Below are 21,528 nucleotides of genomic sequence, written 5' to 3'. Positions count from 1 at the left end.
CTAGGTTTACACTGATACGCTGCCTGTGTATCTCCCCCAAACCTCTGCCATTGCGTTTACTATTTCACCTTCCGTGGCACCGGCTCTGATTGAATCAACGACGGCCTCGCATATTCCCGCGCCGGCCTCGCATGACTTGACGACCAGTCCGAGCGTTTTGGAGATTTCTTTCTTTTGCCGATCCGTTCTGGCGGAAATGTACTGTTCAAGCCGTTCGATTTGCTCCTGCTCGGCGTTTTCGTTGCGGCGCAAAGTTTCCACCGATTCATTCGAAGCGTCTTTGAACCGGTTTACGCCGACGATTGTTCTTTCGCCGGAATCCACCTGCTTTTGCCATTTGTAAGCGGCGTTTTGGATTTCGCGCTGGGGGTATCCGGCTTCGATTGCCGCCACCATTCCGCCCATCGAGTCCGTCTTCCTGATGTATTCCACTGCTCCCGCCTCGATTTTGTCTGTCAAATCTTCGATTAACCAACTGCCTCCAAGCGGATCAACGGTATCCGCAACTCCCGTTTCGTAAGCGATGATTTGTTGAGTGCGAAGCGCGATTTCCACGCTTTGCTCGGTAGGAAGCGCAAGCGCTTCGTCGAAGCTGTTTGTGTGAAGCGACTGCGTTCCGCCCAGCACCGCCGCGAGCGCCTGGTAAGCCGTTCGCACGATGTTGTTGTGCGGCTGCTGCGCGGTGAGCATGCTTCCCGCGGTCTGCGTGTGGAATCGGAGCAGCATCGACTGGGGATTCTTGGCGCCGAACCGCTCCTTCATCAACCTTGCCCAGAGCCTTCTCGCCGCCCGGAATTTGGCGACTTCCTCCAGGAAATTGTTGTGCGCGTTGAAGAAAAACGAAAGCCTTGGAGCGAAGTCGTCTATTTCAAGCCCGCCGGAAAGCGCGGCCTCGCAATACGCGATTCCGTCCGCAAGGGTAAACGCGACCTCCTGCACGGCGGTGCATCCCGCTTCGCGGATGTGATATCCGCTGATGCTTATCGTGTTCCAGTGCGGCAGGTGTTTCCGGCAATATCGAAAACTGTCCACCGTCAGTTTCATGCTCGGCGCGGGCGGGAAGATGTACGTCCCGCGCGCCATGTATTCCTTGAGTATGTCGTTTTGAATGGTGCCGCGCAGCTTCTCTCCCGGCACTCCCTGCTCTTCGCCCACAACCTGGTAAAAGCCCAGCAATATCACCGCCGGGGCGTTGATCGTCATGCTTGTGGATACTTTATCCAGTGGGATTCCCGCAAACAGAGTCCGCATATCCTCGATTGTGTCAATGGGTACGCCGACTTTGCCAACCTCGCCGCGCGCCATCGGGTCATCCGAGGCGTACCCCATTTGCGTTGGCAGGTCAAATGCAACCGAAAGACCTGTTTGGCCCGCTTCGAGGAGGAACCTGTATCTCTCGTTCGTCTCTTTCGCTGTCGAAAATCCCGCATACTGGCGCATCGTCCAGAGTCTTCCGCGATATCCGGTTGGCGTGATTCCTCTGGTGAAAGGATATTCGCCCGGCCAGCCGATATCATAGTCCGATCTTTTCCCGATTTCCGTTCCGCATATGCGCGGTGTTTCCCACCCCGAAGTGGAAGGAAGCACGTCTTTTCTTTCGGGGTGTTCTTTAAGGAACGGAAAAAGAATGTTCTCTTCCCAGTTGCTGCGGCTTGATTTATCTGACATGGCAGTAGGCTGAAGGCCGTTCGGATTTTAGCAAAAAGCACTTTCCTGAAGGCTCATTTTCCTTTTGAGACTTCATTCACCTGCTTGATAATCTCACCGGCCAACGGTACAGCGCTGTCCGCGGCCTTGCCCGCGTTTTCGAGCAAAACCACAACCGAATATTCGGGATTTTCGTAGGGGAAGTATCCCACGAACCACCCATGGGGCTCTTTTCCATGCGGGGCATCCGCGGTTCCCGTCTTTCCCGCCGATGAAATTCCCGTTCCCCGCAGTTGTTTTGCCGTGCCGTTCAAAACCGCCCGCCGCATTCCCTCGCGGACGATGCGGAACGACGACTTGTCAGCATGAATGCGAAGATTGGGCTGCCTTGCCGATTCCACCATTTTGCCATCGTGGATATAACCTTTGAGGATATGAGGACGCGGCGTGTCTCCGTCCGTAACAATCGCATTCACGCTCCAAAGCACTTGAAGAGGAGTGGCCAGGACGAATCCCTGGCCGATGGACATGTTTGCGGTGTCGCCGGCCCACCAATCGTCTTTCCAAATTTGCTTTTTCCAGCTCCGGTCCGGCACGAAGCCCTTTTTTTCCCCGGCCAGTTCTATGCCCAGCGTATCTCCGAATCCGAATCTGCGGGCGTATTCCGCGAGCTTGCTGCTTCCCGTTTCGACCCCGATTTTCCAAAACACGATGTCGCAGCTTTTGCCTATCGCGTCCTTGAAGACTATCGGCCCGTGCCCGCCGGAAACGTACTCTTCCCGGAAAATCCGGTTTCCAAGCTCGTAAGTGCCAGGACAAGTCCATTGCATATTCTCGGAAGCTTTGCCGGTTTCGAGGGCGGCGATCGCGGTCACGAGTTTGAAAGTCGAGCCTGGCGGATAAGTGCCCCCAATCGCCCGAAAGAATTCGGGCATTCCCACCTTATCGTTCAGCAGCTTCACGCGATAATCGGCGTATTGCGGAAGGTAAAACAGGTTGGCATCGTAACTTGGGCTGGACACCATTGCAATTATTTCGCCAGTGAACGGCTTGGATACGATCGCGCAGCCGCGCCTTCCTTTGAACAGCTCAAAAATCCGCGCCTGTATCTGTGAATCAATTGTCAAGTAAATATTCTGGCCGCTTTTGGCCGGTGTTTCGTTTATCAGCCGTTTGAAAGCGCGGTTCTTTGTTACCTCGATTTCTTTGCTTCCTGCACGGCCGTGAAGGTATTCCTCGAATGCTTTTTCCGCACCGGTTTTGCCCACGAATTCAAGCCTGTCGTATCCGGAGCCGGTTTGCGCCTTTGGATCTTTTTCGGACATCGCACCCGTGTAGCCGATTACATGCGCGGCTGCCGCTCCCAGCGGGTATTTCCTTCGGTAATTGTTTTCCTCCACGAACACGCCGGGAAACCTGGTGGAGTTTTCACTGAAAAATATCACCTGCTCCGGAGTTAGATTATCCCGAATCGATACAGGCTGATAGGGATAATTCCGCTTTTTTTCCTTTTCAATCCTTTCGGCCAACGCTTCAACCGGTTCCCCAAGCGCCGCCGCGATGGGTGGAAGCGCTTCATCCTCTCCTCCTTCCAGCGGAGGAAAGTACATTAGACTGAAAACCGGTTCGTTTACGGCTAGGGGACGGCCTGCGCGGTCGAAAATCTGGCCGCGCGGCGCGATGTGCGGGATGAACTTGATCTTGTTTGAAACCGCGCCCTTCAGAAAATCCGGGTACTTATGAACCTGCATGTAAAACAATCGAATCGCTATCAGCAGGAAAACGAGCGCAACAATTCGCCTGTACGCGACAAGACGTGGATCAGGGGGCGGCTGGACGTTAGGAGCGGCCAAACCTGCCCCTCCTCACTACGGCGGTTTCCCGAATTCCCGACAGCCATGTCCCGGCGGAACGCCAGAAAATCCCAACCAGCACTCCCGCCCAAATGGTGCCGTAGTAGTTGACGGATAAAAGGACGACAGGCCAGTCGCCGTGGCCAAGAAAGAACAGAAGCGCATACTGGACGAAAAATTTTACTAGATCCAGCGCGATGAACAACGCGATGCCCACCTGCCAGGTTTTTGCAACCAGTGCATCTCCCAGCGTGAGCACAACCAGCGCCGGGAAGCAGTAAAAAATTGTGTGCAACAAAAACAGATGATCGCCGAATGAATCCGCAACCAGTCCGGCGAACAAGCCGAGCACGATTGAAACGTTCGGACTGACGAAAATGGCTACAGCAAGAAGAACCGCGAGCGGAAGGTCGAACCCCTTTGCAATTTGCGGATTCGAGTTGTTAATCAGTATCAGCGCGATCAGCGACGAGCCGACAGCGAATGTTGACCTTGCAATCGCCGGCCATGGATCCTCTTTAGGCATACGCGCATTATGGTCCAACATGGCCTCCGGTTCCGCCGGTTGCGAGTACTGCAACCTCCTCCAGCGAGCCGAGGTCGGCTCCCGGCTCGACTTCTATCGTTTGCGTCTGCTTGTTCGCTTCGCTGATAACTTTTCCGACTGTTCCGATGTAAACGCCTCGCGGCTTGCCCTGGGTAAGTCCGCTTGTATACACCTTTTCGCCGACCGAAATCTTGTTCCTTTTCGGCACGAAATCCAGGCGAAGCGTGTTCACCAGCTCGATGCGCTCCCGGACGCCCGACTTTACGACTCCCTGGCTGCCGGACACCGAAGTGACGGCGCCTATTGCGAAGTCGGGATTGAATAAAAGTCTGACCTTGGATTTGTCGCGATCCGCCGTTTCTATTTCGCCGGCCAGGCCGCCTGCGGCCAGCACCAGATCGCCTTGAGCGATTCCGTCGCGCGTGCCGCGATCGATCCAAATCGAATCGAACCATAGTTCGAGCGAGCGCCCAATCACCCTGGCCGAGACGAATTTGTATCTGGCAAGTTCGGGCAGCTTCAGAAGTTTTCTTAGCCTTGAGGCCTCAGCCTCCGCAGCCTCCAGTTCTGCAACTCTTTTTTTCAGCAATGCGTTTTCGTTTTCCAGCCGCTCGTTGTCAGCAGCTATCGGCTTAAGCCTGAATATGTATCCAAGGCTCGCCACACCGTCCACGACTGCGCGCACCAAGGTAATCACCGGCGTTGCCACGCCTACGATCGCGGAGCCGACCGGATTGTGCCTTCCCGCGGCCTCGAAAGCGGTCGACACGACAATCGCCAGCACCAGCGCAACCGCCGCGAAGTAAACTCCGCGCGGTTCGGATTGCCTTCTTTCGCCGGGCTGGACCAGTCTGGGGCGTCTTCGTCGGAGCACGGCTTAGTTTATCAAACGGCTTCCGACCGCCGTTCGGAAATAAGATAAAATCGGCGCGTGATCCGCTCAATATTCGCCGCTGCCATATTGCTTTCGCTCTTCGCATCGCACGCATTCTGCGCGATCCCTGGGCCGGCGGAAATAGTCGAAATCCATCTCGACAGAATCGCGGCATCCGATTTTCCGGGCGCGGAAAAGCTGTTTTCGGACGCTTTCCGAGCTGCGATTCTTTCCAATGTGCGGTTAGTGAATGTGTATTTGCTCGGCCGGAAGGAAGCGCTCGCAGAGTCCGGCTATTCGCTCGAAGAGCCGTCCATTCTCGAAGAAGGCAGATTCGCGCTTGTCCAAGCTCAATTTGAAAACGACCAAGTTTTTTATTATTTAATCCGGGAATCTTCAGGTTGGCGAATCGAGGCTTTTTCCGACGTGAGATACTCCACATTCGCGGAGGGCAGGCGAGGGCTGTACCTATTCACATCGCGAGATTGGAACGACACGGGCAGCAAGGAGCTTAAATGCCGGGCGAATCTGTTCCTGATTCAGCAGGCGCTGGAAGATTACTTCGACGGAAAGGGAAAGGGAAGCTACCCCGGCAGGCTGTCGGGCGGCGACGGGACAGATGCACTTGTTACATGGGGCTATATCCCTTATGAAACAGGTTACCCACAAAATTACTTTTCGCGAAAGCCGATGAGGAACGTACGGCTCGACAAACCGGAACCGGGCGATTTTACGTACATCCCGGTGGACCGCGAAAGCGACGGAGTTTTCGAATCCTATTACCTACTGGGATGGGGGACGCCCGGCTCGGAGTACAGCCTGTTCGACGAAATTGAGATCGTCGGATTCCTGGCGTCGGCCGATGATCGAGCGAACGACGAGGCGATGGCGGATTTCATCGAATATGCGCGCAGCCGGTTCGGGGTCGTGCTGACGCCGACCGAACAGAGCGTTCGTGGTAATATCGGCGCGTCATGAGCGTTTATTGTTCTCGTTGCGGCGCGCAAAATCCGGACGAAGCGGCGTTCTGCTTCAACTGCGGGGCCAGATTTATTGCGGTACCGTCGCCTCCCCCTGCGCAGCACAATGTTCCTCCATCGGATTCTGCCGAGGAACAAAAAGAGCATCCCGTTGAAGATTCTCCGCCGGATTTTGGTTCCCCCCATGGCGAAACGCAAACGGAAATGCCACAACCGCCCGCCTGGGACGCGACCGAATTCCGCGAGCCGCAGCATTATTCCCCTCCGCCGGAGCCGTCGGCGCCCGGACAGTTGACTTCCCGTCTGGAGGTTGCTTCGTTCGGAGCGCGGGTTGGAGCGTTTATCATCGATTTTATTATTCTTCGTTTCGTTTTATTCATCGCGCTCAGACTTACCGATTTGGATTCCGAATTCCAGTTCAAAACGCCCGACGAATTCGACAGGTTTTTCAAGGATTATATGTCGGCGGTTTTTTCCAACGACCCGTCAAGAATATTCTCGGGGACGGTCGGCGAATTTTTGCAGCACTCGATGACGATTGCACTTTTGACCGGAGCGATTTTTCTGGCCTATTACTGGATATTCCACGCGATGGGCGGGCAGACTCCGGGAAAGTTCGCGCTAGGCATCCGGGTGTGCCGCGCGGACGGACGCCCGATCGGTTGGGGTGCAAGCCTACTCCGTTATATCGTCTACTGGCTGGGCAGCAAGGTGCTTTATCTTGGAAGCCTTTGGGGAATGTTCAGGCCGGACGTTGCGACGTGGCACGACCTCGCCGCGGGTACGCGCGTCTATCGAATCAAGACGCCGGAACCGGCGCAACATCCTCCGCAAACCGGGCGATGACGAACGAAGCGCGTATGAAAACGCCGCGGCGAAGTCCAATGGAAGCGTGGTATAATTCCGCGCTTTTAACACTCCCGGAGCATCGAATTGCACGATAATCTCGCCGTCGTTGTGCTTGCTGGCGGGCTATCCACCCGCTTCAAGTCCGATACGCCGAAACTGCTTCACAAACTCGCCGGAAAACCCATACTGGGATGGGTGCTGGATGCCGCGCGCGTACTCAATCCCTTGCAAATTATTGTCGTTTACGGCCCTCACAACGAATTCCTGAAGGAGCATTTTCAAGGGGTGGACTGGGCGCTGCAGGAGCACCCGAGAGGCACCGCGGATGCGCTGCTTTCCTCGAAATCCGTGCTTGACCCGCGGGTAAAGGAAATTTTGTTGATATCAGGCGATACGCCATTTATCAGGCCGGAGACGCTGCTCGATGCCGTTGAAATGTTCGAGGGCGTCGCCAAGGATGTCAAAGCGGTCGTGCTGGCTGCAATCATAGGCGATCCCACCGGATACGGCCGTATAGTGCGATCCGGAAACCGCGTCGACAGGATTATCGAGGAAAAGGACGCGAAACCGAGCGAGCGGGAGAACCGCGAGGTCAACAGCGGGATTTACGTACTGGCGCTCAACGGAATCTGGAGCGAGCTTTCGGGCGTCAGCACCGAGAACGCCAAGGGCGAAATGTATCTCACCGACGTTATTTCCACCCGCAAGGCGCTGATATGCCCGGTGCAGGATTCTTGGGAGATCGCGGGGATCAACACGCGCGCGGATCTGGCGGCGGCGGAAGCCGAAGCCCAACGCCGGATAATTTCCCGGCATTTGTTGGATGGAGTCAGCTTTATACGCCCCGAAACCTGCTATGTCGAGGCCGCGGTGACAATCGCACCCGACACCGTGATTATGCCGGGCACATGCCTGCTTGGAAACACGACCATCGGCGCGGGATGCAAAATCGGTCCAGACAGCTACATAGACCGCTCGTCCATCGGCGACGGGTGCGAAATTCTTAAGAGCACAGTCAACCGGGCAAGTGTTGGTAATAGAGTAAAAATCGGTCCATTCTGCAACGTACGGCCGGAAACAGTGCTTGAGGACGATGTCAAGCTGGGCGACTTTGTTGAAATCAAAAAGGCCCGTGTCGGCAGGGGCTCCAAGATTCCGCATCTTTCATACGTCGGCGACGCGGTAATCGGCGAAAGGGTGAATATTGGGGCTGGAACAATTACCTGCAATTACGACGGTGTGAACAAGCATCAGACGACTATCGAGGATGACGTATTCGTGGGCTCGAATTCCACCATCATCGCCCCTCGCATTATCCGAAAGGGCGGGTACGTTGCGGCTGGAAGCGTTATTACAGAGGACGTTCCGCCGGATGACCTCGCCGTCGGGCGCGGCCGCCAGGTGAATAAATCCGGTTACGCGAGACGGTTGCGTGAAAGCATGGCAAGGAGCAGGGAAAAGGCGGCCAAAGCCGGCGCAATCCCTGATTCCGGAGAAAAGGGGGAAGAAGCTGATGGTTCGTAAAAGCAAAGGACTTGACAACGGCCCCGTTTTTTCCGTTCGCGAGATGAAGATTATTGCCGGCAATTCAAACCTTCCGCTCGCCAGAAAGATAGCCAAGAAGCTTGGTGTTGAGCTGGGAAAGGTCAAGGTGGGACGCTTCTCCGACGGCGAAATCCAAGTGAAAATAGACGAAAGCATGCGAGGTCTGGACGTTTTCGTAATCCAGTCCACCTGCAACCCGGTCAACGACAATCTTATGGAGCTGCTGATTATTATGGACGCGTTGCGCAGAGCCAGCGCGCGTCGCGTCTACCCGGTTATTCCTTATTACGGCTACTCGCGCCAGGACAAAAAAGTCCAGCCGCGCGAGCCGATAACCGCGCGCCTTGTTGCAAACTTGATCGAATCCTGCGAAGCGAGCCGCGTTTTGTGCATGGATTTGCATTCGAACTCAATCCAGGGATTTTTCAATCTTCCGGTGGACAATCTGACCGCGATCAACAATTTGGTAGGCGCGATGCACCAGCATGGTTTGGTCCACAGCGACATGATCGTTGTATCTCCGGATGTCGGGGGCGTGCAGCGCGCGAACGAAGTTACAAACAAGATCGAACGCTTCTATGGATTGAAAGTGCCTCTGGCCATTATCGCCAAGCGCCGTCCCGAGCCGAACGTGAGCGAAGTTCTTGAGGTCATCGGAGACGTTAAGGGCAAAACGGCGGTCATCTTTGACGATATGATCGACACGGCGGGCAGCGTCACAAACGGGGCGGAGGAGTTGACCCGCCGCGGCGCAAAGGAAGTCCACGTTTACGCTACGCACGGGCTGATGAGCGGAAACGCGTATTCCAGGCTTGACGCCAGTCCGATAAAAAAAGTGGTCGTCACGGACACGATCCCGCTGCACCGCCGCTCGAACAAGGTGGAAGTGGTGTCAACCGCCGGCATATTCGCCAGAGCGATCAAGAACTGTTTCGAAGACCAGTCCATCAGCCAGATTTTTCATGAAAACCTGGTTGACTAGTTCGAATTTCGTTTCTTGCAATTGATACGCTTTAGCAAGCGATTGCGGTGCAGGAGTTCGCTTGCCGGAGAGCCGCCGTCTTGCTATAATCCGACGGCTTTCAGCCGAATAACGGAGCTTGCGTGCTTCTCGATTTCGTTCCAATCCTGATTTACTTCGTGATTATGGTCGGCCTTGCGCTGATCATAATCGGCCTTTCGCACCTTCTTTCCCCTCGCGGCCGCGGCAAGGCGGCGGTATTCGAGGAACCGTACGAGTGCGGCTTGCCAAGCGAAGGAGCGGGGCCGGAGCGGTACCCGATCAAGTTTTATCTCGTTTCAATCCTCTTCGTCCTGTTCGACGTCGAGGCGGTGTTCCTCTGGCCGTGGGCGATTTCGTTCCAAAGCTATCGTGCAAGCGGCTTCACCGCGTTCTGGTATATCGAGATGGTGGTTTTTCTGGCGATTTTGCTCGTCGGATACCTGTACTTGATCGGCAAGGGAGCATTCGACTGGAAGTAAACCGCGGATTCGTCATTGGCGCGCCGCGGAGGCAGCATGTCCGGGCGGCATGCGTCCGCCCGTGTAAAAAGTTTCACAAGCGCGGCGCCGCAAGGCGCAGTGCGGAGATACATAAATGGCACTGGAAGACATACTCGGAAGCAGCGTCGTCTTCACAACCGTGAAGAAGATGATGAACTGGGCGCGGGCCAATTCGCTGTGGCCGATGGGTTTCGGTCTCGCGTGCTGCGCGATCGAAATGATGAGCACAAGCGCGTCCAATTTCGACATTAGCCGGTTCGGAAGCGAAGTATTCCGCTCAAGTCCACGGCAGGCGGATTTGCTTATCGTGCCCGGCAGGCTTTCCTGGAAGATGGCGCCTATAATCCGGCACCTTTACGACCAGATGCCCGAGCCGAAATGGGTGATCTCGATGGGAGCGTGCGCATCCAGCGGCGGCGTTTTTCAGACGTACACGATCGTCCACGGTGTGGACAACATAATTCCCGTGGATATTTACGTGCCGGGCTGCCCGCCGCGTCCGGAGATGCTTCTTGACGGGTTGATGAAACTTCAAAAGAAAATCGTCAACCCGGACTATGAAATCAAGATCAAGAACCGCGGCGTGCCCGATCCCGAAATGGTTGCGCTCAGGGAGGGCAAAGAATAGTGTCCGGCAATCGCAGCGGAATGAAGCCGAGTGAACAGGTCAAATGGGGCAGGCCCAACCGCCGCGGCGAGCTTGGCGCGGAGGTCGTCGTCAGGAATTACGAGGACGAGTCCAAAGCCGCGGCGGAAAATACGCTCGCGAGGCTGAAGGCGGCGCACGGCTCCGCGATAAAAGATGTTCGCCAATTTAGAAACGAAATCCGCGTGGAGGTTGCACCGGAAGCGCTGCGTGAAGTGCTTTTGTTTTTGCGCGACGAGCAAGAACTTGAGTTTAAATACCTGTCGCAGATTGCCGGCGCGGAGTGGCACAAAAACGAGCAGACGCACGAGCGGTTCTTTTACGTCAGCTACGATCTTTACTCTTTCCGGCTAAAAACGCGGTTTTACGTTTACCTCGTGCTGCCGGAAGACGATCCCTCCGCGCCGAGTGTTGCGGATTTGTTTTCGACTGCGGAATGGCACGAGCGCGAGGTTTTCGACCTTTTCGGCGTAGATTTTTTGGGGCATCCGGATTTGCGTCGGATTCTCCTTCCGCCGCATTACGACGGCCATCCGCTACGCAAAAGTTATCCCGCCCACGGAAAGGACGTCTGGGAACTCGGCAGGCATGTGGTGCCTTCGAATTACGACGAAATCATCGGGACGATTCACTGACCCGAATCTTCAATGAACAATTTCGAAGCGAAAGTTGCGATGGAAGGCGGAGAAGCCCTGGGGCAGGGAGATGTCGCGCGCACCGAAAAGCGCGTGCGCCTCAACATGGGGCCGCAGCATCCATCCACGCATGGCGTGCTCCGGCTCGCGTTGGAACTCGACGGCGAGCAGATCGTCGCTTGCAAGCCGGACATAGGATTCCTTCATACGGGAATCGAGAAGATTTCGGAAACGCGCAACTGGACGCAGAACATCACGCACTATCCGCGTCTCGACTACTTGTCGCCGATGAACAACGAAATGTGTTACTGCATGGCGGTCGAAAAGCTGCTCCAAATACAAGTTCCCCGCCGCGCGCAGTACATCCGCGTCCTGATGAGCGAGCTGACCCGAATAATAAGCCATCTTGTTTGGCTGGGAACGCACGCGATCGACATAGGCGCGATGAGCGTATTTTTGTATTGCTTCATCGAGCGGGAAAAGATACTCAAGTTCTACGAGGCCGTCGGCGGTCAAAGGATGATGACGTCCTATATGCGCATCGGCGGCGTAGTGTACGACCTTCCCGATGGATTCGAGGACGAAGTCGGGAAGTTTCTCAATGAATTCCCCGCGAGAATCAAGCTGTACGAAAGCCTGCTCACCAAAAATCCGATTTGGATTCGCCGAACGAAGGGCGTCGCCGCGATGAGCGCGGAAGACAGCATTGCGCACGGACTATCCGGGCCGCTTCTGCGCGCCGCGGGAGTGGACTGGGATATCAGGCGGGACAATCCGTACCTGGTGTATCCGGAGCTCGATTTCGACATTCCCATCGGGGAAAACGGAGATATTTACGACCGTTATCTCGTCAGAATGGAAGAGATGAAGCAAAGCGTGCGGATATGCGAGCAATGCCTTCGTGAGCTGAAGAAGATGGGGAAAGGCGAAGGTGAGCTGGATCACATGGCGCGTCATCCCAAATACACGCCGCCCCCCAGGCACAAGGTTCAGGATTCGATCGAGGAGCTTATCCATCATTTCAAGTACTGGACCGAGGGCATTCATCCACCGATCGGCGAGGCATATGCGAACATCGAAGCATCCAAGGGAGAGCTTGGTTTCTGGGTGATTTCTGATGGAACCGCGCATCCCTGGCGCGTCAAGATCCGCCCGCCGTCGTTCGTCAATCTCTCCGCGATCGAGGATATGGTGCGCGGTCAACTTATCGCTGACGTCGTCGCCGCCATAGGCAGCTTGGACATCGTTTTGGGGGAGATTGACAGGTGATTTCGTTCTTGCTTTTACATCAGGAGCTTAGTTGATGGCTGTCGCCGTGACCAAAATTCCAGCGGAGCTCAAGTCGAAGTTCGACGAGCTGGAGTCGCGCGGGAAATACCCCAAGCGGCTTTCAATGCTCGTTCCGGCGCTTCACATAGCCCAAGAGCATTACGGCTGGATAAGCGGCGATGCGGTAGCCGCGGTCGCGGAATTTTTGGGCGTCCCGGAGAATTACGTAAAAGGCTGCGCCAGCTTTTACTCCATGTTTTTCATGGACAAGCCCGGAAAGTACGTTATTCAGGTCTGCCACAACGCTACTTGCCAACTGCTCGGCGCCGAGGACATCATTGCCCACCTGGAAGAAAAACTTGGTGTTGAAACAGGGAAGACGACGCCAGACGGGAAATTCACGGTGCTTGCGGTCGAATGTCTGGCGGCTTGCGGGCGCGGCCCGGTGATCCAGATCAACAACCGCGAATACCACGAGAACATGAATATCAGAAAAGTCGACGAGCTTTTGGAGACGCTGAAGTAGATATGGCCGAAGAAACCAGAGTCGTGATGCAGGACATAGACGTGCCGGGAATGGCGTCCCTGGATGTCTTTGTCAAGCGCGGCGGATACTTGGCGCTCAAGAAAGCGCTCAAGATGACGCCCGACGAGGTTATTGCGGAAGTCAAGAAATCGGGACTGCGCGGCAAGGGAGGCGCGGGATTTTCCGCAGGCCAGAAGTGGAGCTTTATTCCTAAAACGCCGGGCCCCAAGTATCTATGCGTGAACGCGGACGAAAGCGAGCCGGGCACATTTAAAGACCAAATGATTCTTGAGTTTGTGCCGCACAGGATGATCGAGGGCGCGGTCATCGCGGGCTACGCGTTCGGTGCGACGCACATTTTCATTTACATCCGCGGCGAGTTTTGGAAGGAAATCAACATTGTCCAAAAAGCGGTTGACGAGGCATACGCCGCCGGATATCTCGGCAAGGGAGTCTGCGGGAGCGATTATTCCGTCGAATGCACGGTGCATCCGGGCGCCGGAGCGTACATCTGCGGCGAGGAGACATCGCTTCTGGAATCGCTCGAAGGCAGACGCGGCGAGCCGAAGATGAAGCCGCCATTCCCCGCTATCAGAGGGTTGTACGACCGCCCGACGATAATCAACAACGTCGAAACCCTCGCGACGGTTCCGGCCATAATCGAGAGGGGCGCGGACTGGCATTTGTCGCTCGGCACGAAGGAAAGCCCCGGAATAAAGATGTTCTCGGTTTCCGGCCACGTCAACAAGCCGGGGGTGTACGAAATTGCATACGGAACGAACCAGCTCGATTTCATCGAGACGCTTTGCGGAGGAGTGAGCGGAGGGAAGCTCAAGGCGATTATCCCCGGCGGCTCCAGCGTTCCGGTCATGCCCGCGGCCAACTGCGACTGCCCGCTTTCGTACGAGGGGCTGCACGCCGCCGGTTCCATGCTCGGCAGCGCGGGGATGATCGTGATGAACGAGCACACCTGCATGGTGAAAATGCTCGAAGTCATTTCCAGGTTTTACGCTCATGAATCCTGCGGCAAGTGCACGGTTTGCCGCGAAGGGACGCACTGGATGACGATGATCCTCCGGCGCATCCTTCGAGGCGAAGGAAAGATGGAAGATTTGGACACGCTGAAGGAAGCCGCGGACGGAATCGAGATGAAATCGTTCTGCCCGCTGGGCGACGCGGCGGCGTGGCCGGTGCAGAGCTTCCTAAAGCATTTCCGACACGAGTTCGTGGATTACATCGAAGGCCGGAAAAAGATGCTGCCCAAGTACAAGCCGGTCGGCACCATCGGCCACGAGAAACTTCCTGCGAGGGCGTATTGAACAAATCCGCCGCGTTTGTTTAAAACGCGGCACAGATTGGATATGAGCGAAAACGGAAAAAAGATGGTGACGCTGAAGATAGACGGGAAGACGATTACCGTCCCCGAAGGCACGTTCATCACTAGCGCGGCCGCGGCGAACGGAATCGACATCCCCGTTTTCTGCGGCCATCCCAAGATGCACCCCTGGGCGGGATGCAGGATATGCCTTGTAGAAGTAGGCCTTCCGCGGACGATTGAGCGTGACGGCCAAAAGATAACGGAAATTGCCAAACTTCCGAAGCTTCAGGCGGCATGTGCGATGCCTGTATCGGAAGGGATGGAGGTTTACACGGACACTCCCGCCGCGGAGCGCAACCGCAGGCAGGTGCTTGAATTCCTGCTTCTGAATCACCCGCTGGAGTGCCCAGTCTGCGACAAGGGCGGCGAGTGCCCGCTTCAGGACATCACCTACAAATACGGCCTGTCCGAATCACGGATGGTGGAGCCGAAGCGCGTCCTGCCGGACGCGGACGTGAACGAGTTTGTCCGGCTCAACTACAAACGATGCATCCACTGCAAGCGGTGCGTGCGGTTCCACGAGGAAGTCGCGGGCGACCATTTGATGGAATTCGGAAGGCGCGGCTGGGAAACTTTCATTCAGCCCGCGCCCGGAATCAAAAGCAAGTTTTCAGGCAACCAAGTGGAGTTTTGCCCGGTAGGAGCGCTGCTGTCGAAGCCGTCGCGCTTCAAGGGCAGGCCTTGGGAGCTGGAGCACACGCCGTCGGTTTGCACAGGCTGCGCGGTGGGATGCAATATTGAAATCCACCATCGCTTTGGCGAAGTGCACAGGCTCTGGAGCAGGGACAATCCCGAGGTGGACTGGGGCTGGCTGTGCGACAAGGGCAGATTCGTATACGAGCAGCTTTACCATCCGGAGCGGATATCGCGTCCGCTGATAAAGAACGAAGCCGGCGAGTTCGTTCCAGCAAGCTGGGGCGAAGCGATGAAGCTGGTGGCCGAAAACTTGAAAAAAACAGTCGAGCTTTACGGCAAGGAAAGCATATCGGGAATCGCGGGTTCGCGGTTGACCAACGAGACGTATTCGATTTTCCGCAGGCTGCTCGCTTCGCACATCGGGACGCCGAATTACCACTTCGGGCCTTTTATACCCGGAGTCGCAAAGAGTCCAACAAAGTTCCTTGAGGAAGTCCTGTTCCGGTCGGAGCCGTGGGAAAAGGCGACCGCAAGCGACGTGATTCTTGCGTGGGGCGTGGATCTGCTGGAAGAAGCGCCCGTGCTTGGCTTGAAAGTCGAGCGCGACCTGCAGCTTGGAAAGTGCAGGTTGATCGCGGCAAACAGCCACGCGACCGAAGGCGAGCGTTTTGCGGAGGAAGTGTTTCATTTCCCAATCAGAAAGCAGTCCGACGCGCTGAAGCATTTGATTAACGGAATCGCGGACGCAAGCGCGGCGCCACCGGAGCTAAAGCGATTTGTCGAGATTCTTTGCGGAGCGAAGTCGGTTGCGATTCTGTTCGGAAATGAAGTGCTGGGCGCACCGAATGCGGCGGAGCTGATTTCGCTTATCGCGTCGCTTGGCCGCAATTTGGAAATCAAGCTTTTCGGCGAAACCGATCACGCCGACGAAGGCGCAATTACTCCCGCGGTTTCGATTACTCCCATTTTCCGGGACGGCAATTCCATCGGCGCGATTTTGTTCAACCATATGTCCGTCATCGCTATGGAACACGCGGGCGACGAGGCGGGCGCCGCGCCGGGGCTGGACGCGATTCTGTCGGGAATGTCCGCAGGAAAGTCGCATTTCTGCTATGTGATCGGAGCCGATCCGGTCAAGAATTTTCCGGATACCAAGCTGGCGAAAGCCGCGTTCGAGCGTTGCGGATTCGTTGTGGTTCAGGATCAGTTCTTGACCGAGACTGCCAAATGCGCAAACGTTGTTCTGCCCGCGTTGACGGCGCTGGAGCAGGAAGGAACGGTAATTTCGTCCGAAAAGCGGCTTCAGAAGTTGAACGCGCCGGATGTGCGGTTCAAGCTTGCGGACTCGGATTTCGGAATTTTGCGCAAGCTGTTCGGCGAGATGGGGATTCCGTTCCGCGCGGCCACGCCGGAGGAAGCTTTCAAGCTCATTTCGGAGCGTTTCGCATTTCTGGCGGGGATGGATTACGCTTCGATTCCCGCGACAGGCAGCCCGCTGGTTTTCGCCCACTCCGCCGACGGCTCGACTCCCGCGGGGAAAAACGAGTTCGCGAAATTCGGCGGCGTTGCACCGCTAGCTGAATCCGCGGGCGGAGACAATTTGCTCGTGCTTATTCCGAAAGTGTTTCATTTCAACGGCGAGAACCATTCGATGCATTCCGAGCATTTCCGAGTCGCAGTGGGCGAACCGTTCTGCGAGATAAATCCCGCCGATGCTGGGAGATTGGGAATTGCGGACGGAAGCCGCGCCGAGCTTGCAAGCAAGGCGGGCGGCATCGAGCTGTTCGTCAAGGTGACGCAGCGCGTTCCCGCGGGGCATGTCCTTGTATCCGACAGTCTGCCCGGAGTGCGCCTCGCCGATATCTTGACGCTCGGCGAACATACGGTTGTGAATCTTGTTCCGGTCGGCGAAGCGGTCGCCGCGGGGGGAGGGTAGCGGCGAGAAGCCTCGCGCAGCGGAGAAACCATGGAGCTGATGGATTTAGTCTGGGCGGTCGTGAGGATACTGGCGGTGCTGGTGGTTTTGCTCGGATGCATGGCATACCTGACGCTGTTCGAGCGTCGCGTCGTCGGCTTCTTCCAGCTTCGCCCCGGCCCGAACCGCGTCGGCTGGCAAGGTCTGCTCCAGCCGATCGCTGACGGCGTCAAGCTCCTTTTCAAACAGGAAATCGTGCCGCGCGCCGCGGACAGGTTCGTGTATTTCCTCGCGCCCGCGATTTCGTTGATTGCGGCGTTCATGCTTTTTGCTGTAGTCCCTATTCAGCAGAATTTCTTTATCGCGGATGTCAACGTCGCGCTGATATACGTGCTTGCGATGTCGTCGCTCGGCACATACGGAATAATCCTCGCGGGATGGTCGAGCGGCAGCAAATACAGCCTGCTGGGAGGGCTGCGCAGCTGCTCGCAGATGATCAGCTACGAGCTGGCGCTGGGGCTTTCGATCATTCCAGTCGTGCTTTATTCCGGCACGTTCAGTTTGAACGGGATCGTCGAGGCGCAGACAAAATTCTGGCCGAATGTTTTTTCGTCGCCGGTCAACGTTCTCGCGGTTATCTGCATGGTCGCGTCCGGACTCATATTCCTCATAAGCATATTCGCCGAAACGAACCGCGCGCCGTTTGATCTGCCGGAGGCCGAAAACGAGCTTGTCGCCGGCTACCACACCGAGTACAGCTCGATGAAATTCGCTATGTTCTTTCTGGGCGAGTATGTGAACATCATCGCGGCCGGAGCGATGACCGCCACGCTGTTCCTGGGCGGATGGGCGGGGCCGCAGTGGTTCGGGCCGGTCTCCGGACTGGTCTGGTTCTCGGTTAAGACGGTCGCGATTATTTTCTTCTTTGTATGGGTAAGGGCGACTTTGCCTCGGTTCCGGTACGACCAGCTTATGAAGTTCGGCTGGCTGATACTGCTCCCCATCGCGCTCGCGAATGTGATATTCGCCGGGACGCTTATGGTTTTCGGAATCGGGCTTCCGCCCCTGCCTCTTGGATAACGGTGATTTGAAATGAGCGAAAAGAAAGGAGTAGTGCTGAATCCGCTCGAGATCGTAAGGGGTCTCGGGTTGACTCTGCGCGAATTCGGCAAGGGCATCACCGGCGGGCTTGTCACGCTGCAGTATCCGGAAAAGCGGCCGGATTTGGCCCCGCGGTTCCGCGGGATGCATCGCCTGGAGCGCTACCATACCGGCCCCTACAAGGGGCTGGAGCGGTGCGTGGGATGCGCGCTTTGCGAGGCGGCGTGCCCGCCCAAGGCCATCACCGTGGTCGCGGAAGACAATCCTCCCGATCCGGCGGAGTGGAAATCGCCCGGCGAACGTTACGCTAAGGTTTACGATATCGATTACCTGCTTTGCATATTCTGCGGAATGTGCGTTGAAGCTTGTCCCTACGACGCGATTGTGATGAAGCATGAATTCGAACTCGCGGACGATTCGCGCGCGCCCGGAAACAACAAGTTCATCTACACTAAAGAAGACCTTCTGGACCGCGTTTTCGAGGGGCCGAAGGAACCGGAGTTCAAGGTTGGCAAGTTCGATATCTGATTTGTCCGGCGAGGCGGACAGGAGAAGGATTTGAGTTTCGAGCTGATCATTTGGGGCGTACTTGCCGGAGCGGCGGTGATATTGGCCGTTATGATGCTTTGGATGAAAAGCCCCGTTCACGCGGCGCTTTGCCTTATCGGCGTGATGGCGTGCCTCGCGGTGCTTTATTTGATGCTCGGCGCGTTCTTCCTGGGAATGGTGCAGGTGGTCGTTTATGCCGGCGCGGTGATGGTGCTGTTTTTATTCGTCATTATGTTCTTTTACCGCCCGAAGCAGCGCATCGAATACATGAAAGCGCCGCGAGCGACCCAAATCGGCGGCGCAGCTCTTGTCGCGTTTGTTTTCTTCTGTCTGTTAATGTTTGCCTTCGGAAACTTCAGCCTGACGGCATCGCCGTCCGTCTCGGAATGGAAAGGCGGGCTTTCTGCAATTGAATCAAGCCCGCAGTACAACATTCCGCCGGCGGAACTGGACAGGAACAATCCACATCTCATAGGCGAGTTGCTTTTTTCAAGATACCTTTTGCCTTTCGAGCTGACGTCGCTTTTGCTTTTGGCGGCGATGATAGGCGCCGTTGTGCTGGCCAAGCGCAGTCCGGGCGGCAATCCGAAAAATCGGGAGGGCGGCGAAAGTGGCTAACGTCCCGATGTTCTACTTCACCACGCTTGCGGCCGTTCTGTTTTCAATCGGCGCGGCCGGAGTTTTGATCAAGCGCAATCCGCTTGTTATTTTCATGAGCATCGAGTTGATGCTGAACGCGGTCAACCTTTCGTTCATAACTTACAGCCGCTATCTTCATTATTTGGACGGCCAGGTTTACGCGTTTTTGTTGATCACGATCGCGGCCGCGGAAGTCGCGGTCGGACTTGCAATCATCGTTGCGATGTACAGGCACAAAGCTGATGTGGACATCGACGCGGCGGGGAGGATGAAAGGATGATCGAAATGTCCTTTGCTCAAATCGCCGGCCGCGAGAAGGAGGTCCGATTTTAGAAAATGGAACTCCTCAACATAATCGGCCTTGCGGTTTTATTCCCGCTTCTCGGCGCGCTCATCAACGGCTTTTTCGGCCACAAGATGGCCAAGCCCGCAGTGTACGCAACAGCGTGCGGTTCCGTGCTTTTATCGTTCCTTGTCGGTCTTGCCTCGCTGTTCATATTCAACACCGCAAGCGGAATAGTGGACGATCGGTTCGTTTCTACGCTTTTCACGTGGGCCGCCGCGGGCGACCTGAAAATAGACTTCGCGTTTTTGGTGGATCCGCTTTCGCTGGTGATGGTGCTCATCGTCGCGGGTGTAAGCTTCCTCATCCACGTTTACAGCATCGGGTATATGGCGCATGACCGCGATTTCGCGCGGTTCTTCACCTACCTCAACCTGTTTGTGGGGATGATGCTGATCCTGGTGCTCGGCGCGAGCCTGCCGATTATGTTCATCGGATGGGAAGGCGTCGGGCTGTGCAGCTACCTGCTCATCGGATTCTGGTATCACAAGGCCAGCGCCAATATCGCCGGGATGAAAGCGTTCGTCGTCAACCGGATCGGTGATTTCGGCGTTCTCGTCGCGATGTTCCTTCTGTTCGCGAACGACCGGATCGCGACGCTGGATTTCGCGGCGCTATCGCGTGCAATTCAGATTTATGCACAAACCAACTTCAACGATATTTTCCTGATTGCTGTGGCTCTTTTCCTGTTCCTCGGAGTTACGGGAAAGAGCGCGCAGATTCCTTTGTACGTGTGGCTTCCCGATGCGATGGAAGGCCCCACACCGGTCAGCGCGCTGATCCACGCCGCGACGATGGTTACATCCGGCGTGTACCTGCTCGCTAGGATGAATGTGCTTTTCTTCAGCGCGCCTACCGCGATGCTTGTCGTAGCTATTGTCGGATGCCTCACCGCGTTTGTCGCGGCGACGATAGCATTCTCGCAGGTGGACATCAAACGCGTTCTCGCGTACTCGACGGTCAGCCAGTTGGGTTACATGGTTCTCGCTTGCGGCGTCGGCGCATTCTGGGTGGGCATCTTCCACCTGATGACGCATGCGTTCTTCAAGGCGCTTCTCTTCCTCGGCTCCGGTTCCGTCATACATGGAATGAGCGAAGAGCAGGACATACGCCAGATGGGCGGGCTCGCGAAGAAAATGCCGACAACGTATTGGACGTTCTTAATAGCCTCCATGGCGATCGCGGGCGTGCCGTTCCTTTCCGGCTTCTTCTCCAAAGATGAAATCCTTGCGATGACGTATTTCTCCGAAGGTCCGGTTCCCATCGGCAAGTGGCTTTTCGCTGTCGCGCTTCTAACCGCGTTCATGACCGCGTTCTATATGTTCCGCCTTGTAATCCGCACGTTCCTTGGTGAGCCGCAATCGGAAAAGGCGAAACATGCGCATGAATCGCCGCGCGTTATGACCGTGCCGCTGACGATTCTCGCTGTGCTGTCCGTAATAGGGGGATACATCGGGCTTCCTGCGATTATCGGCGAACCGCTTCACGTGCCCAACGTGCTCGAACATTTTCTTGCGCCCGCCGCGCAGACTTTCGAGTACTCGCCGGATGCGATAGGCGAGTCCGGAATTCATGCCGCCGCGGAAATCGTCGAGACGCATTCCGGTGCCGTCGAATCAAGAGGCGCGGCCGCGGGCGAATCGCATGCAACGGAGAATGAAGTTCACTCCGGCGGACACGATCCCGGCACAGCCTGGTTGCTGCTGTTTGCTTCGGTCGCCGCAGGGGGACTTGGCATCTGGTTTGCTTTTCTGTATTTCCGGGCGATCGATTGGTCGAAGCTGCCTGCATTGCGCCGCGGGTTCGAGCGTTTCGGATTCATCGCCTACGGCAGCATTCGCAAGTGGTTCGTGGACGAGATTTACCAATACGCGATCGTCGAACCGGGCAAGATTCTTGCCAACATCGCCTGGGTCTTCGACATGGTGGTCGTGGACGGCATCGTGAACGGCACGGCGGGATTCTTCGCCTTCTGCGGAGAGAGGATTCGCAGCCTGCAAACCGGGGTCGTCCGCGCCTACGCCGCGGCGCTGTTCATAGGCACCGTCGGGTTGCTTGCAATCATAATAATTTCCAGGTTGGTGCTTTAGCCG

General features: G+C 56.2%; 20 protein-coding genes and 1 pseudogene. 17 read left to right on the top strand and 4 right to left on the bottom strand.

Annotated elements, in window-relative coordinates; translation table 11 throughout:
• Positions 1–6: 6 nt before the first annotated feature.
• From HRF49_04975 to HRF49_04960, 4 genes are read right to left on the bottom strand one after another with little or no spacing between them, the layout of a single operon-like run.
• Positions 7–1,668, bottom strand: a complete 1,662-nt coding sequence (locus HRF49_04975; protein ID MEP0813998.1) for a methylmalonyl-CoA mutase — start codon at positions 1,666–1,668, stop codon at positions 7–9.
• A 53-nt stretch (positions 1,669–1,721) separates the two neighbouring features.
• Positions 1,722–3,500 carry a penicillin-binding protein 2 gene (gene mrdA, locus HRF49_04970; GenBank protein MEP0813997.1) on the bottom strand — a complete coding sequence of 593 codons (1,779 nt, stop codon included), beginning with the start codon at positions 3,498–3,500 and terminating at the stop codon, positions 1,722–1,724.
• Entirely contained in the window at positions 3,487–4,047 is a 561-nt protein-coding gene (locus HRF49_04965; GenBank protein MEP0813996.1) for a hypothetical protein, read from the bottom strand. The genes mrdA and HRF49_04965 overlap by 14 nt, the downstream gene beginning before the upstream one ends.
• Positions 4,034–4,921: a rod shape-determining protein MreC gene (locus HRF49_04960; GenBank protein MEP0813995.1), complete on the bottom strand. Its 888-nt coding sequence runs from the start codon at positions 4,919–4,921 to the stop codon at positions 4,034–4,036. The genes HRF49_04965 and HRF49_04960 overlap by 14 nt, the downstream gene beginning before the upstream one ends.
• A 57-nt stretch (positions 4,922–4,978) precedes the next feature.
• Here HRF49_04960 and HRF49_04955 point away from each other — a divergent pair, with 57 nt between their 5' ends.
• The 17 genes and pseudogenes from HRF49_04955 to nuoL all read left to right on the top strand — a co-directional run bounded on the left by HRF49_04955 (position 4,979) and on the right by nuoL (position 21,525).
• Complete coding sequence (locus HRF49_04955) at positions 4,979–5,899, top strand: hypothetical protein (protein MEP0813994.1); 921 nt, start codon at positions 4,979–4,981, stop codon at positions 5,897–5,899.
• Positions 5,896–5,970, top strand: a pseudogene (locus HRF49_04950) (zinc-ribbon domain-containing protein). The gene HRF49_04955 and the pseudogene HRF49_04950 overlap by 4 nt, the downstream one beginning before the upstream one ends.
• 135 nt (positions 5,971–6,105) lie before the next feature.
• Positions 6,106–6,747 (top strand): RDD family protein, encoded by a 642-nt coding sequence (locus HRF49_04945; protein MEP0813993.1) that lies wholly within the window; start codon positions 6,106–6,108, stop codon positions 6,745–6,747.
• A gap of 87 nt (positions 6,748–6,834) precedes the next feature.
• The gene (gene glmU, locus HRF49_04940; GenBank protein MEP0813992.1) at positions 6,835–8,274 is read left to right on the top strand and encodes a bifunctional UDP-N-acetylglucosamine diphosphorylase/glucosamine-1-phosphate N-acetyltransferase GlmU; all 1,440 of its coding nucleotides are present in this window, start codon (positions 6,835–6,837) and stop codon (positions 8,272–8,274) included.
• The gene (locus HRF49_04935; protein MEP0813991.1) at positions 8,264–9,277 is read left to right on the top strand and encodes a ribose-phosphate pyrophosphokinase; all 1,014 of its coding nucleotides are present in this window, start codon (positions 8,264–8,266) and stop codon (positions 9,275–9,277) included. Before glmU ends, HRF49_04935 begins: the two co-directional genes overlap by 11 nt.
• A gap of 122 nt (positions 9,278–9,399) precedes the next feature.
• Positions 9,400–9,777, top strand: coding sequence for an NADH-quinone oxidoreductase subunit A (gene ndhC, locus HRF49_04930; protein ID MEP0813990.1), 378 nt, complete (start codon positions 9,400–9,402; stop codon positions 9,775–9,777).
• Between the two features lie 115 nt (positions 9,778–9,892).
• Positions 9,893–10,426 carry an NADH-quinone oxidoreductase subunit B gene (locus HRF49_04925; GenBank protein MEP0813989.1) on the top strand — a complete coding sequence of 178 codons (534 nt, stop codon included), beginning with the start codon at positions 9,893–9,895 and terminating at the stop codon, positions 10,424–10,426.
• The gene (locus HRF49_04920; protein ID MEP0813988.1) at positions 10,426–11,079 is read left to right on the top strand and encodes an NADH-quinone oxidoreductase subunit C; all 654 of its coding nucleotides are present in this window, start codon (positions 10,426–10,428) and stop codon (positions 11,077–11,079) included. Before HRF49_04925 ends, HRF49_04920 begins: the two co-directional genes overlap by 1 nt.
• Before the next feature lie 39 nt (positions 11,080–11,118).
• Positions 11,119–12,348, top strand: a complete 1,230-nt coding sequence (locus HRF49_04915; protein MEP0813987.1) for an NADH-quinone oxidoreductase subunit D — start codon at positions 11,119–11,121, stop codon at positions 12,346–12,348.
• Between the two features lie 34 nt (positions 12,349–12,382).
• Positions 12,383–12,874, top strand: a complete 492-nt coding sequence (locus HRF49_04910; protein MEP0813986.1) for an NAD(P)H-dependent oxidoreductase subunit E — start codon at positions 12,383–12,385, stop codon at positions 12,872–12,874.
• Between the two features lie 2 nt (positions 12,875–12,876).
• Positions 12,877–14,193 (top strand): NADH-quinone oxidoreductase subunit NuoF, encoded by a 1,317-nt coding sequence (gene nuoF, locus HRF49_04905; protein ID MEP0813985.1) that lies wholly within the window; start codon positions 12,877–12,879, stop codon positions 14,191–14,193.
• Between the two features lie 42 nt (positions 14,194–14,235).
• On the top strand, positions 14,236–16,824 hold the full coding sequence (gene nuoG, locus HRF49_04900; protein MEP0813984.1) for an NADH-quinone oxidoreductase subunit NuoG: 2,589 nt from the start codon (positions 14,236–14,238) through the stop codon (positions 16,822–16,824).
• Between the two features lie 30 nt (positions 16,825–16,854).
• Positions 16,855–17,883 (top strand): NADH-quinone oxidoreductase subunit NuoH, encoded by a 1,029-nt coding sequence (gene nuoH, locus HRF49_04895; protein MEP0813983.1) that lies wholly within the window; start codon positions 16,855–16,857, stop codon positions 17,881–17,883.
• Positions 17,884–17,895: 12 nt separating this feature from the next.
• Entirely contained in the window at positions 17,896–18,432 is a 537-nt protein-coding gene (locus HRF49_04890) for an NADH-quinone oxidoreductase subunit I (GenBank protein ID MEP0813982.1), read from the top strand.
• 30 nt (positions 18,433–18,462) lie between these two features.
• Positions 18,463–19,071 (top strand): NADH-quinone oxidoreductase subunit J, encoded by a 609-nt coding sequence (locus HRF49_04885; GenBank protein ID MEP0813981.1) that lies wholly within the window; start codon positions 18,463–18,465, stop codon positions 19,069–19,071.
• Positions 19,072–19,078: 7 nt separating this feature from the next.
• Positions 19,079–19,372 carry an NADH-quinone oxidoreductase subunit NuoK gene (gene nuoK / locus HRF49_04880; protein MEP0813980.1) on the top strand — a complete coding sequence of 98 codons (294 nt, stop codon included), beginning with the start codon at positions 19,079–19,081 and terminating at the stop codon, positions 19,370–19,372.
• 56 nt (positions 19,373–19,428) lie between these two features.
• Complete coding sequence (nuoL, locus tag HRF49_04875; GenBank protein ID MEP0813979.1) at positions 19,429–21,525, top strand: NADH-quinone oxidoreductase subunit L; 2,097 nt, start codon at positions 19,429–19,431, stop codon at positions 21,523–21,525.
• Positions 21,526–21,528 lie beyond the last annotated feature (3 nt).

The sequence above is a fragment of the bacterium genome, assembly GCA_039961635.1.
GTDB lineage: Bacteria > 4484-113 > 4484-113 > JAGGVC01 > JAGGVC01 > JABRWB01.
Note: the sequence above shows the minus strand (reverse complement) of the source record. Positions and strands in the feature narration are given on the sequence as shown.